Raw genomic sequence first — 12,970 nt, 5'->3', positions numbered from 1 at the left:
ACTAAATTCTCGTAATCGCTTTTGACATTGAAATCCAGTCAGGATCAAATAGATTATTAATAAATGTTTCTTTGAATGTGGCAGGCCCTTTGACTCGCTCGTGAGCCAATTGCCCGCATAAGCCAAAATAGGCAGTTGCTTCAACTGCAGCTTGAAAATGATTGGAGTGGCACGCAACAAAGGCACTAAGAACAGCAGTCATTGTACAGCCCATTCCAGTGATCAGTGGCATGAGCTTAGAGCCAAATGGCAGTATATTCTCGTCTACTCCATTAGTAATAAAATCCTCAGGACCACTAATTACAACTGTTTTTTGTGATTTTGCCAGCCTATGCGCGCTGTTGATTGCTTTAGTTACAGGATCTGAGCTTTCAACTCCTTTAGTACTTCCGTGAGCACCCGCTAATGAAATGATTTCACTGGCATTGCCTCTGATGACTTGAGCATAAGAAAATAACTCCATGGCTGCAGATGTTCGAAGTTTACTTGCTCCTGCGCCAACTGGATCAAGAATTAGTGGTTTTCCTATCGAGTTTGCTATGTTTGCTGCAAATCGAGCTCTGTCCATAAATCCATCATTCAAAGTGCCTATATTAAGATATACTGCCTGACTTATAGAGACCAACTCTTCAATTTCATCTTGAGATTCAGACATAAGTGGCGCAGCACCCAAAGCCAAAAGGCTATTCGCCATAAAATCCATAGTGACGTAATTAGTTAGGCAAAGTATTAAGGGTTTTTGCCGTTTTAGTAGGGTGAGGGTGGATTGTATTCGGTCAAGCATATGCGTTCCTGGCGAGCGATACTACGCAGCATGAAAATAAGCTGCGAAGTATATATCGGAAACCTACCAAGCTGCAATTTTCTCTCCTGGACGTAAAGAGCACTCTTCTGAAATTGATCCATCATTACATACAACGAATCCAGTTACGCTGTAGGTAGAAACAACGCCGCCTTTCCATAAGCAGCAACCACGAAATAATTGTAGATCCATTACGGCATGTGGTGTGCAATAACAAGTAGAGTAAAAACCATTTTTACAAACAAGACGACCTGCTGATGAATCACAATAGCTCACGCCGCCCATTTGACTACAACAACCGGAAATATACTGAGATTGGGCGTATGCTGGTGAAATAAGAAAACTTAATATACCAATACAGAAAAGAGTTTTAAGTGACCGCATCTTGATTTCTCGAATTATTTTTCTTTTTAGAATAGCATAGGGTCTGTTTAAATTTCTACTATCTTGCCCAAGCAGTCCTGATTTTCTGCAATTCGAAATTCGAAAATCGGGCATTGAGGTACAAGCGAGCAAAATGTAAACAACCCCGATATTTTATAAACCATTAGGTTGCACTTGAATTGCTTGTAACAAATTAGGATAAAGTACAAATAGATAACTTGTAGCTAAGCCAGCTAAAAGGCCAAATAAATGTGCTTCCCAGGATACCCCTTTATCTCTGGGAAAAATACCAAAGAAAATACCGGCAAAGTAATAGAGACTAATGACACCCAGAATTATGGTAGTTAATGTGCCGTTTTGATAGATATTACTAACTAAAAAACCCCAGTAACCAGTGATAAGTCCGCTAGCACCTACATGCAAACCAGGTTTAGCGAAACACCAAATCGCAATTCCGCTTAAAAGAGTAATCATAACGGTAACGACAAGAAAGTAGTTAAGCCCATTAATTAATATGAAATTACTTAAAACTACCAAGGGAATCGAGTTAAAAAATATATGGTTGAAATTTGAGTGCAAAAGCGGAGCAAATATAATGCCAGGTAAGCCACGAAGATGCCTTGGAATAATGCCCAGGATTAAGATTTTTTTATAGACCTGACTGACAAAGAAGAAAAGCCAGGGAATCAATAAAATAATTTCCAGAATTGGAATATTATTTTTTGTTTGGCTTATAATCCAACTCAGACTATTATTTAATTCTTCAAGCACTTTTTACTCATGTATTTGGGTTATTTCGCAAGTTAAATTACCTTGTGCCAAGCGTATATCGATTGTATCGCCAATATTTACTTGTTGGCTGGAAAACACTACTTTATTTTTTTTCGTTGCAATAGCATATCCTCTATCCAGTGTAGCCAAGGGGCTAACGGCATGCAAGGTAGATAATTGTGTTCTTAATTGATATTGGAGTTGGTTGATCTTATTTTGCATTAGCTGGATTAATTGTGCTGCGATTTTTTGTAAAAGCATTTCTGTTTGTTTGATTTGTGTTTTGGGATTTTGGGCATTCAAATGATTGGTGCACAGATGGAGCTGATGTGTTTTCTGTTTGATGATCGAGTATATGCCAGCAATCAATTGTCGCTCCAAATAATCGGTCGTTTGCCAATAACTGGCAATCGCTTTTTGTGGTGACGATATTTTGTCGATTAAGTGCTGTAATTTAACCTGATATTTTTGCAAAAATCGGTGCATTGCTTCAGACAAGCGAGAGATCGAATGATTTAATAATTTAAACAACTCATTACAGTCTGGCGTCACTGCTGTTGCAGCGGCTGTAGGTGTTTCCGCTCTATAATCAGCTACAAAGTCGGCAATTGTAAAATCTGTTTCATGGCCCACGCCGGATACAATAGGAATTGAGCTGTTTGCAATAGTTCGTGCCAATTGTTCATCATTAAACGCCCATAAGTCTTCAATGCTTCCACCACCTCGTGCAAGCAGAAGCACATCACATCGTTTTTCTGTATTGGCATGTTTTAATGCATTAATCAACTGAAGTGCAGCACCGGCGCCTTGAACTTCACTTGGATAGATGAAGACATCAGCTAACGGAAATCGTCGGGCCAGAGTGGATAATATATCGCGAATCGCAGCTCCGGTAGTTGAAGTGATAACTCCAATGGCGCGAGGCATTGATGGAATGGGTCTTTTTTTAATTGAATCAAATAAACCTTCGGAAGAAAGTTTGTTTTTTAATTCTTCAAAACGTTGATAGAGGGCTCCCAAGCCGGCTTCGGTAATTTGCTCCACGATTAATTGATAATCGCCCCGTGCTTCATACAGGCTTAACCTTCCACTAGCGACTATATGTTGACCGTCAAACAATTTGTTTGCAAGACCAGTGGCATGGCGGTTTTTAAAGTAAACACAACGAATTTGGGCATTATTATCTTTTAATGTAAAGTAAAAATGTCCGGAGACTGGTTTACTCAAATTAGAGAGTTCTCCTTCAACATGAACTGTACCTAATTCATTTTCAAGATAGCTTTTAACTTGTCGATTAAGTTGGCTGACAGTAAGAATTGTATTTCTTTTTTCCACGATCAATTTGTGCGTGCTCCATAATAATGAGAAACAAGATAAAATTTTAAACATGCATGGCTTGCAGAGTACCAAAATTAATTACTTCCATATAGTAATGAAAGAATTTAACTTCATTTCAACCTATCTTGGCAAACCTTCTAAGAATAAGCTATGATCCTTGCTTTAAAAATTAAGAATAAAAATAAAATGAACTCATTCCAAAATAGAAAATTAAGATTTTTCAGCTCATTTTTGTTTTTGCTTGTAACCATGAGTATGGTTGGTTGTGTCGACTTATCAGGAGGTAGGGCCTCTGAGAAGAGACCAATACCGAAGAGCGCTCAATCCGTGATTCTTAAAACACAAACTCAGAAAAAAGCGAAAACAACTACAAAGACGGTGAAAGTGAGTAAATCCCAACCTTATCATGGTGAGGTACATACCATGCTGGGTGGACTTGGGCTTTTTAGCACCGGGATGAGAACACTAAGCGATACTGTTACTGAAGAGTGCAATGTCCCAGCACCCAGTGATATGTGGTACAACGCAGGTAATGTTACTCGCTCAATAGCCACTTACTATCAAAAACATCAAATGCATAGGCCTATTATTTTAGTGGGACATTCTTTAGGGGCTAATGAACAAATTAAGGTTGCTCGTAATCTGGATAAAATGGGTATTCCTGTGGATTTGTTGATCACTGTGGATGCTGTATCTCAAACTATTGTGCCTCCTAATGTGAAACATGCGATGAATTTTTTCAAGCCTGGATATGTACCTATGTTTAGTGGTTTAAAGCTTAGAGCAGTGAATCCAGAGCAAACACGTATTGACAACATTAACGTGACTACGTTAAAAGGCATCGAAGTGAATCATTTTACTATTGATAAAGATCCCGTTGTACAAGCAATGATAATGGAAGAAGTAAAAAAGGTGTTGAGTAATGCAAATCAAGCAAAAGGGTAAAGAGAGTTGTCCTCGTGTCTGCATCATTGGAGCAGGTCCGAGCGGTCTTGCTGCAATTAAAAATTTGCAAGAAGAGGGTGTAACCGATATCACTGTATTTGAAAAAAACAATCAAATCGGCGGTAACTGGGTATATGACGAGAGGAATGATCATTCCAGTGTTTATGAAACGACTCATATCATTAGTTCAAAGCGTTGGTCGGAATTCGAAGATTTTCCTATGCCGGCGCATTATCCTGATTATCCATCACATACTTTGGTTTTAGATTATTTTAAAAGCTACGCAAACCATTTTGATTTAACTAAATACATTCGTTTTAACACGAATGTTTTGAAAGTAGAACATACGGATCTGGGTCAATGGAAAGTCATTTTTGAAAATGATCAAGGTACTCATGAAGAGTTTTTTGATTATCTATTGGTCGCTAATGGCCATCATTGGGATCCGTTAATGCCAGAATATCCAGGTGAATTTTCTGGACAGCTGCTTCACTCACATCAATATAAGAAAGCCTCTGTTTTTAAAGATCAACGTGTTTTGGTCGTTGGTGGCGGTAATTCTGCTTGTGATATTGCTGTAGAAGTAGCACGCGTTTCTTCGAAAATGTGTATCAGTATGCGTAGAGGCTATCACATTTTCCCTAAATTTGTATTTGGCAAACCAACAGATGATGCTGTAGCAAAAATGAGATGGATGCCTTCCTGGCTAAGACAGAAGACTTTAAGTTTTTTTGCGCGTATCTTGCAGGGGCGATATGCTAAATATAAATTAATGAAACCAGATTGCGGTCCTCTAGAAATCCATCCAACAATTAATACAGAGTTGCTCTATTTTATTCGTCATGGAGAAGTTTTCCCTCGCCCAGGAATTACTCATTTCGAAGGAAATCGAGTTCATTTTACAAATGGTAATTCTGAAGAGTTTGATACAGTGATTTTCGCCACAGGTTATAAAATAAGTTTTCCTTTCCTCGATAAAGAAATTGCTGACTTTAGTAATTCAACTAAGATTCCACTGTATCGTAAAATGATGCATCCGGACTTTGATAATCTCTATTTTATTGGTTTGTGTCAGCCTCAAGGATGTATTTGGCCTCTAGCTGATTATCAGTCAAAAATCGCGGCACGCATTATTATGGGAACTTTGAAGCGACCTGATAAATTGCATGAAAAAACACTTCAAGAAATGAATAAACCTCATTATCGATTTAAATCCCATATAAGACATGCTGTAGAAGTGGATTATCATAAGTTTCGCCGCGAATTATTGGATATGCTGGAAGCTTAATTGCAAAATTGTAGCCTGGGTGAAGGCAAAGCCCCAACCCGGGAACTCTGTGCCCGAATACCCAAGATTTCGCATATCCAGGTTGATACCATTGAACGTTCACCAAGATATGTTATCTCCAATATTCATTAGGATACGTCAGCCCAGAACAACTCACGTCAAACCTGAGCCTGATGTATCGTCACTTCTTACCATTTATTGACTCATTAATATGCAAGTTGTTTGTATGTAGTGTCATTCCCGCGAGGGCGGGAATCTATCCATCAAGTTGGTTTATTACTGTGTTTGTGAGATGTATTGGGAGTGAGCGATTAATTCCTGGATTCCTGCCGTTTAATTAGTGCACCCATTAATTTCTCAATATTGGTTACATGTGGGTTTTCCTGGAGAATCATGGCATTAGTTCGTTCTTCACAATATCCTTTTACTTCTTTATCCGGAAAAATATAAAATTTCTTCTGGTCTACTTCATGAACAATATGTTCTGCAATATCTATAGCGGGGCGTGAATGTGATAAAAGTGACTTTAATGCTTCATGAAAAGAAGAATTTGCACTGGCTGTATGTGACAACAGGGATGTGTCTGTAAAGGAAGGAAAAACAACTGAGACATCTACTGGTTTTTTCATACGCACCAAATCAAAATATAATGATTCAGACAATGCAAGTACAGCATGTTTTGACATGGAATAAGAAGTGGTTTGCGAACCTGTACATAATGCATATAAGCTCGCTATATTGATAATATGTGAATGAAAAGCTTGTTGAAATAAAAACGGAATAAAAGCCTGGATCATATGAATCATTCCATATAAGTTCACATCCATTACGCGTTGGATATGTTCTGAAGGCAAATCCCAGATAGGCGCTAATGAGCCTATAATTCCTGCATTATTGTAGATCCAATCAATCCGTCCTAACTTATTCTCAACCTGTTGTGCCAATTGTACGACGTCATCAGCTTGGGTTACATCACAGGCAATTGCCAAAATTTTCTCCGGGAAGAGGGACAATAATCGTTCGGTTTCTTGTTTGAGTTTAATGTCATCTTTATCTACCATAACTACAGTATTGCCTTGTTGTAAATTGACTTGGCTTAATGCTAAGCCAATTCCATTTGCAGCACCGGTGATTACAGCTACTTTCATTTTTTTTCCTTTTGCTATAATTTTTATAAATCATACAAACATAAGGGTGTTATCTTGAAAAACGACAATGAAATACCAGAGCCTTATGAGTATCCTGAGGATCCTGAAGAATATCCAATTGAACCAGAGCCTTATGAGCCGGATGAGCCTGGATATCCTGAGCCTGAACCATCACAACCATCTGAGCCAAATTGGGAGTAGTTGTTTAACAGGCGTTAACAAAAATGGTGGATGCTTTATAATTCGGATTAAGGTATAAGCCATAACCCTAAGCATCCAGATTTCCCGGGTTTTGCTTCGTAGCACCCAGGGTACAGGGGGATACTTATCCCAAGATTAATTTCTATTTATAAGCTGCTCCAGAGCTTTCCCTATATCTTTGGCCCTCATTAAACTTTCTCCAATAAGAAAGGTATTAATGCCATGAGATTGCATCAAATTTATATCTGTACGTGTGTTAATACCACTTTCAGTGATAGTAATTTTATCTTGAGGAATATATTGTTTTAATTGGATACTGAGTTGGATGTCTGTCTTAAAAGTATGAAGACTACGATTATTAATACCTATTAAGGGGGTAGGTAAGCGTAAAGCGCGCTCCAGTTCCTCGTGACTATGGCTTTCTACAAGTACTGCCAATTCCAGTTCGTGCGCTAATTGATAGAAATCCGTTAACTGAACATCATCAAGTAATGCAACAATAAGTAAGATACAGTCTGCACCTAATGCCAGGCTTTCATAAATTTGATATGGATCAAGAATAAAATCCTTTCGTAATACAGGTAGGTTGCAATGCGTTTTTGCCAGAGCCAAATAATCAGGATGACCTTGAAAAAAATCAATGTCAGTAAGCACAGAAAGGCAACGTGCACCATGTTGTGCATAGATTGTTGCAATTTCTTCTACATTAAAATCCTCTCTGATTAATCCTTTGCTTGGCGATGCACGCTTAATTTCCGCAATAATTGCCGGATTTTGTTCACTGTTCAGAGCAGCAATGAAATCACGTCGCTCCATGAGGGGCTGTTCTGCCAATACGCTTAATGGCTTATTTTTCTTGGCAAGAGCGACCTCTTCCTGTTTACGTTGGGCTATACGCTGTAACACACTATTCATGATGCGATTCTTTATTTAAAGTTTGAGTTAGTTGACTAAGTTGAGTAAAACATTGGCTGGCTTTTCCACTGTCTATAACGATTTTAGCTTGCTCCAATGCACGAATAAACGAAATACTTTCATGAGCGCAGTAAATTGCTGCGGCAGAATTTAATAAGACCATATCACGAGCGGCTCCTTGTTCTCCGGAGAACACCGCCTGAATCATTTCTAAACTTTGAGTGGGGGAATCAACAATAACTTCTTCTAAAGAGTGATGTTTGATCCCATAGTCTTCTGGATTAATTATCCAATGATCGAAGGATCCTTCTCGATACTCAATAACATCTGTAGGTGCGGCAATACTGATTTCATCTAATCCATCTTGAGAACATACTACTAAAGCTCGTTCACTTCCCAAGTGAGCAAGAACAGAAGCTAAAGGTTTTTGCCAATCTTTTGAAAATACACCAACTACTTGCTTTTTTACTCGAGCAGGATTGATTAAAGGGCCAAGTAAGTTGAACAAGGTTCTAATGCCTAGTTGTTGTCGTGCTGCACGTGCATGTTGCATGGCAGGGTGGTAGTGAGGCGCAAATAAAAATGCCAGGCCACATTGTTCGATACAGGTCTGTATATGCTGATCGGAAAGGCTTAATATAAAACCTGCTTGTTCTAATAAATCAGCACTTCCACTACGACTAGAAACAGAGCGATTACCGTGTTTTGCAACTTGGAATCCTGCTGCTGCTACCACAAAACTACATGCTGTAGAAACGTTAAATGTATTTTTGCCATCTCCGCCTGTCCCAACGATATCAATTAAGTTGGATCCTAAATCGATTGGATGGGCTAATTTCTGCATAACTTCTGCTGCAGCAATTAACTCTTCAGTAGTTTCACCTTTCATGCGCATGAGTGCTAAAAAAGTCGCGATTTGTATATCATTATATTGGCCTGACATACACGCGTGAATCACGGCTTGCATTTGTTCAGGTTTTAAATTTTTTTTCGCGATTAAGTGCTCAAACAGAACATTGGGTTTCATATTTTAAGAAATTCTCTAATAATTGCAGTCCATATTGGCTTAATATTGCCTCTGGGTGGAATTGTAGACCAAAAACAGGATATTGACGATGTGATATTGCCATAATTGTATCATTTGTCCATGCGTCAATTGCGAAGCACTCTGGAAGGCTTTGTTTTTCAACCATCAAAGAATGATAACGAGTTGCTTTGAAATGATTCGGGATGCTTTTAAAAATTCTTTGTTGATTATGTTCTATAGTTGATGTTCTTCCATGCATTATTTCTGAGGCGGGTATTATTCGACCGCCAAAAACTTGAGCAATGCTTTGATGTCCAAGACAAATACCTAAAATAGGAATAGTAGAATAAAAAGTATGTATTGCTTCCATGGAAATACCTGCATCATTTGGAGCTTTTGGGCCTGGTGAGATGACCAAGTATTGAGGACCTAGTTTTTTTATCTGGCTTATACTGATTTGATCATGGGTATAAACTAATACTTCTTGATTGAGGCATTGGAAATATTGCACTAGGTTGTAGGTGAATGAATCATAATTATCAATAATGAGCAGCATGTTAAATCAAAATATTGGTTGGTGACGTCGCTTGGGTGCAAAACGTAACCCTGGGTTTACCGAATATACATTCCTGGGCTCCGCTGCGCTGTACTCAGGGTACTTATTTATAAGGTGAAATCCTCGCCTAAATAAACGGCCCTAACTTGTTGGTTGGCCAGTATAATCTCAGGGGTTCCTTCACACAATATTTTTCCTTGGCTGACGATATAAGCTCGCTCACAAATATCCAGGGTTTCTCTGACATTATGATCCGTGATTAAAACGCCAATACCTTTATTACATAAATGTTGAATGATTTTTTTGATATCAATAACCGAAATAGGGTCGACTCCAGCAAAAGGTTCATCAAGAAGAATGAAGGAAGGCTCAATAGCTAAGGCTCTCGCAATTTCAACACGTCGTCTTTCTCCTCCAGATAAGGACATACCAAGACTTTTATGCAGATGTGTAATATGAAACTCTTGAAGCAGAAGATCTAGCTTTTCTTCTCGAGCCTGCTCGTTTAAATCAGGTCTAAGCTCCAAAATAGCCATGATGTTTTCTGCAACAGTCAGTTTACGAAAGACAGAAGCCTCTTGGGGAAGGTAGCTAATTCCCAGACGCGCTCTTTGATGCATGGCACTTAGTGTTATATCTTGGTTAGATAGAAGAATTTGACCTTCATCGCAGGATTGCAAACCAACTATCATATAAAAACACGTTGTTTTACCCGCTCCATTAGGGCCTAACAAACCAACGCACTCGCCATTTTTTATATGGATACTGATGCCGTTAACCACGGTTCGCGATTTAAATGATTTTTTTAGATTTCGCGCTTCCAGTATACTCATGATGGTTTCTTTTCTGGGTGATAAATAATAACAATTCTTTGGCTGTCATTACCGTGAGACAGAACATGTTGTTTCTCAGTATCATAACTTATTTTTGCAGCAGAAAAAGAGTTTTTTCCTTGTTCTACTCGAGCATTCCCTATTAACTCAATTAAATGGCGTAATGGATAATATCGAATGATATCTGCATAAGCATGTACGGGAGGTTTTTTAGGATCCGTTATTGTCCAATAGTGCGCCTGTTTTTCTTTAGTTCCATTGGCTATGGCAACAACTAGTTGATTTTTTTCATTTCCTATAGTCACCGCTTTAGAGGCTTGTAGATTTGTTGTTCCTTGCACCAATTCAACATTGCCAATATAGATTCCTTTATGCTCTTGTTGGCTTAAATCAGCTGAGTCTGCCATTACATGCATTACTTTTTCTTTATCTTCTGCTAGGGCAAATGCAGAAGAAGTGAACAAGAAAAAAAGAAGCAAACTGTAGTTAACCATTCGCTGGAACATAACTTCCTCTTGCTTGGTGCAATAACTCTACTCTTTTTTCATCGAGGTAAGCATTCATTCCGGTAGACTGAACAACGTTACCTGGTTGTTCGTATGTTACGAGCAAATCAGAACTTGCCCTCTTTTCTTTAGGGAAGTAGATTACTTCTTCTGTTTTTAAAGTACTTTCTTGCGTTCCTTTTTTTTGACGCACAACAACATTGCCAGTAAACGTGATTTGTTTACCACCTTCAAATGATTTGGCCTTGAGTGAGCTGATATCCCAGGGAGGCTGTTCTTCTTGGCTTACAATAATATGTGGATTTTGTAATAAATAGACATTACCTTTTTGAATATGCTGCATGAATGGAGAGGTAAGCACATTGGCAAGTGTCCCTTGTTGATTATACTGACGTACTGTAACGTTAGAAATAGTAATGTCTACTGAATTAGCCAGGGTTTCACTATCCAAGCGAATTCTTATTGCAGAGTGGCTGTAATACCATCCTGAACACGCCAGGATAATCAAAGTAAAAAACAGCCATACGAATTGTTTTGTCGCATTCATTATTTTAGATAACCTGCTATAGCTGAATCCATCTTATTCTGTGCATTAAGAATAAGGTCACATAACTCACGTACCGCTCCACGGCCTCCAGACAGTGTTGTCTGCCACATGGCAATTTCTTTAATTTGATGTACAGCATTGGCAACGGCAACACTAAGACCAACTTGCCGCATAATTGGAGCATCCGGCACATCATCACCAATATAAGCAAAGTGTTCATCCTGGAGATTTAGTTTACTTTTAAGTTGCTTGTAAGTCTCTTGCTTATCTAATTGATCTTTATAGTAATGAATAATACCTAATTGTTGCATTCTATGATCTACTACTGCATTACGCGAACCAGTAATAACGGCGACCTCAATTCCTGCAGTCATAAGTAATTTTAAACCCACTCCGTCATGAATATGGAATGTTTTCAGTTCATTAAAGTGGTTATCGATATATAAGAGACCATCAGTAAGAACGCCATCTAAGTCACAGATGAGGCATTTAATGTTCTTGGCTCGCTCAATTAATTTATTCATTTAGAAAACACCCGCTTTTAATAAATCATGAAGATGAAGAACAGCTATAGGCCGTTTATCTTCCTCAACGACGATTAATGAAGTGATACTGTGTTTTTGCATAATAGTCAAAGCTTCAGCCGCAAGCATTCCCATGGGAATCGTACGGGCATCGCGAGTCATGACTTCTTTTATTGGCGTCGTATTAATATCATATTGGCGTGTTAGAGTGCGTCGAATGTCACCATCTGTATAGACCCCAACAAGATGCCCTTTGTTATTAATGACGCAAGTCATACCCAATTTTTTATCAGTTACTTCAATTAGCGCTTCACTGACTGTTGCATTTTCATGAATAAGCGGTAGCTGTGCTCCTTGGTGACAGAGTTCGTCAATACGCAGCAAAAGTCGTTTGCCTAAAGAGCCTCCAGGATGTGATAAAGCAAAGTCTTCCTCATTAAAACCTCGCGCTTGCAAAAGTGCAATTGCTAGTGCATCGCCCATAACTAAGGCTACGGTAGTACTGGTTGTTGGGGCAAGGCCAAGAGGGCAGGCTTCTTGCTTGATACTAACATCCAAGTTAACATCGGCTGCTTTTGCTAAAGTCGACTCAGAATTTCCAGTTAGGGTAATCAAAGGAACTTCCAGTCTTTTTAGCAAAGGAAGTAATGTGACTAACTCTAATGTATTACCTGAGTGAGAAATGGCAATTACGATATCTTGGCGGGTAATCATTCCCAGATCCCCGTGACTTGCTTCGCCCGGGTGCATAAAAAACGAAGGGCTTCCTGTACTTGATAGAGTTGCCGCGATTTTATTCGCTATATGACCGGATTTTCCCATACCAGTAACTACGATCCGCCCGTTACAGGAGAGCAATAGTTCACAGGCTTTTTCAAACCGGCTATCAATTCGCTGGGTTAATTCAAAGACAGCTTGTGCTTCAGTTTCAATAACAGCAAGTCCAAGTGTACAAAAATTCATAGGCTATTTGATGTTTTTTACTTATTTTCCATTCTAACAAAAAAACATTTGAATAAATAGGATTAAATCGCTCAATTTTTTTACGGTCCAGTATAAATTATCAGGATACTCCAAAATGTTAATTTTAGTTTGTTGCTTTTTTTGCTCAGGATGCTTTTTAAATATTCGCAAAAAACTTGGCTATTATTCATCCTTAAAAAGTATCCTGAGCGAAAAAATCAA

General features: G+C 38.6%; 16 protein-coding genes. 3 read left to right on the top strand and 13 right to left on the bottom strand.

Annotated elements, in window-relative coordinates; all coding sequences use genetic code 11:
- Nucleotide 1 precedes the first annotated feature (1 nt).
- The 4 genes from thiM to xseA form a co-directional block, all read right to left on the bottom strand.
- A complete protein-coding gene (gene thiM, locus ELY20_RS09695) occupies nucleotides 2-784 on the bottom strand; it encodes a hydroxyethylthiazole kinase (protein ID WP_110143482.1) in 783 nt (260 codons plus the stop codon).
- Between the two features lie 63 nt (nucleotides 785-847).
- Nucleotides 848-1,186: a neurogenic locus notch gene (locus tag ELY20_RS09690; protein ID WP_110143506.1), complete on the bottom strand. Its 339-nt coding sequence runs from the start codon at nucleotides 1,184-1,186 to the stop codon at nucleotides 848-850.
- Nucleotides 1,187-1,339: 153 nt separating this feature from the next.
- Nucleotides 1,340-1,957, bottom strand: coding sequence for a rhomboid family intramembrane serine protease (locus ELY20_RS09685; protein WP_110143481.1), 618 nt, complete (start codon nucleotides 1,955-1,957; stop codon nucleotides 1,340-1,342).
- Between the two features lie 3 nt (nucleotides 1,958-1,960).
- Entirely contained in the window at nucleotides 1,961-3,346 is a 1,386-nt protein-coding gene (xseA, locus tag ELY20_RS09680) for an exodeoxyribonuclease VII large subunit (RefSeq protein ID WP_199739198.1), read from the bottom strand.
- A 135-nt stretch (nucleotides 3,347-3,481) separates the two neighbouring features.
- On the opposite strand from xseA, the gene ELY20_RS09675 reads away from it, so the two are divergent.
- Both ELY20_RS09675 and ELY20_RS09670 read left to right on the top strand, forming a co-directional pair.
- Nucleotides 3,482-4,240, top strand: a complete 759-nt coding sequence (locus tag ELY20_RS09675) for a thioesterase domain-containing protein (RefSeq protein ID WP_110143504.1) — start codon at nucleotides 3,482-3,484, stop codon at nucleotides 4,238-4,240.
- Nucleotides 4,218-5,528: a flavin-containing monooxygenase gene (locus ELY20_RS09670; RefSeq protein WP_110143480.1), complete on the top strand. Its 1,311-nt coding sequence runs from the start codon at nucleotides 4,218-4,220 to the stop codon at nucleotides 5,526-5,528. Before ELY20_RS09675 ends, ELY20_RS09670 begins: the two co-directional genes overlap by 23 nt.
- Nucleotides 5,529-5,839: 311 nt before the next feature.
- On the opposite strand, the gene ELY20_RS09665 is transcribed toward ELY20_RS09670, so the two are convergent.
- Nucleotides 5,840-6,676: an SDR family NAD(P)-dependent oxidoreductase gene (locus tag ELY20_RS09665; RefSeq protein ID WP_110143479.1), complete on the bottom strand. Its 837-nt coding sequence runs from the start codon at nucleotides 6,674-6,676 to the stop codon at nucleotides 5,840-5,842.
- Nucleotides 6,677-6,730: 54 nt separating this feature from the next.
- On the opposite strand from ELY20_RS09665, the gene ELY20_RS16905 reads away from it, so the two are divergent.
- Nucleotides 6,731-6,877: a hypothetical protein gene (locus tag ELY20_RS16905; RefSeq protein ID WP_165831628.1), complete on the top strand. Its 147-nt coding sequence runs from the start codon at nucleotides 6,731-6,733 to the stop codon at nucleotides 6,875-6,877.
- 135 nt (nucleotides 6,878-7,012) lie between these two features.
- Here the strand turns inward: ELY20_RS16905 and trpC are convergent, their stop codons facing one another.
- The 8 genes from trpC to ELY20_RS09625 all read right to left on the bottom strand — a co-directional run bounded on the left by trpC (nucleotide 7,013) and on the right by ELY20_RS09625 (nucleotide 12,748).
- Nucleotides 7,013-7,792: an indole-3-glycerol phosphate synthase TrpC gene (gene trpC, locus ELY20_RS09660; protein ID WP_110143478.1), complete on the bottom strand. Its 780-nt coding sequence runs from the start codon at nucleotides 7,790-7,792 to the stop codon at nucleotides 7,013-7,015.
- Nucleotides 7,785-8,819 carry an anthranilate phosphoribosyltransferase gene (gene trpD, locus ELY20_RS09655; RefSeq protein ID WP_110143477.1) on the bottom strand — a complete coding sequence of 345 codons (1,035 nt, stop codon included), beginning with the start codon at nucleotides 8,817-8,819 and terminating at the stop codon, nucleotides 7,785-7,787. Before trpD ends, trpC begins: the two co-directional genes overlap by 8 nt.
- Nucleotides 8,797-9,375, bottom strand: a complete 579-nt coding sequence (locus ELY20_RS09650) for an anthranilate synthase component II (protein WP_110143476.1) — start codon at nucleotides 9,373-9,375, stop codon at nucleotides 8,797-8,799. The genes trpD and ELY20_RS09650 overlap by 23 nt, the downstream gene beginning before the upstream one ends.
- Nucleotides 9,376-9,482: 107 nt before the next feature.
- Nucleotides 9,483-10,208 carry an LPS export ABC transporter ATP-binding protein gene (gene lptB, locus ELY20_RS09645; RefSeq protein WP_110143475.1) on the bottom strand — a complete coding sequence of 242 codons (726 nt, stop codon included), beginning with the start codon at nucleotides 10,206-10,208 and terminating at the stop codon, nucleotides 9,483-9,485.
- The gene (gene lptA / locus ELY20_RS09640) at nucleotides 10,205-10,714 is read right to left on the bottom strand and encodes a lipopolysaccharide transport periplasmic protein LptA (RefSeq protein ID WP_110143474.1); all 510 of its coding nucleotides are present in this window, start codon (nucleotides 10,712-10,714) and stop codon (nucleotides 10,205-10,207) included. The genes lptB and lptA overlap by 4 nt, the downstream gene beginning before the upstream one ends.
- A complete protein-coding gene (gene lptC / locus ELY20_RS09635; RefSeq protein ID WP_110143473.1) occupies nucleotides 10,695-11,261 on the bottom strand; it encodes an LPS export ABC transporter periplasmic protein LptC in 567 nt (188 codons plus the stop codon). Before lptC ends, lptA begins: the two co-directional genes overlap by 20 nt.
- Nucleotides 11,261-11,785 carry a 3-deoxy-manno-octulosonate-8-phosphatase KdsC gene (kdsC, locus tag ELY20_RS09630; RefSeq protein WP_110143472.1) on the bottom strand — a complete coding sequence of 175 codons (525 nt, stop codon included), beginning with the start codon at nucleotides 11,783-11,785 and terminating at the stop codon, nucleotides 11,261-11,263. The genes lptC and kdsC overlap by 1 nt, the downstream gene beginning before the upstream one ends.
- The gene (locus ELY20_RS09625; RefSeq protein WP_110143471.1) at nucleotides 11,786-12,748 is read right to left on the bottom strand and encodes a KpsF/GutQ family sugar-phosphate isomerase; all 963 of its coding nucleotides are present in this window, start codon (nucleotides 12,746-12,748) and stop codon (nucleotides 11,786-11,788) included.
- Nucleotides 12,749-12,970 lie beyond the last annotated feature (222 nt).

The organism is Legionella qingyii (assembly GCF_003990155.1).
Lineage (GTDB): Bacteria > Pseudomonadota > Gammaproteobacteria > Legionellales > Legionellaceae > Legionella > Legionella qingyii.
The sequence above is the reverse complement of the archived record's forward strand: the minus strand, read 5'-3'. Positions and strand labels throughout refer to the sequence as shown.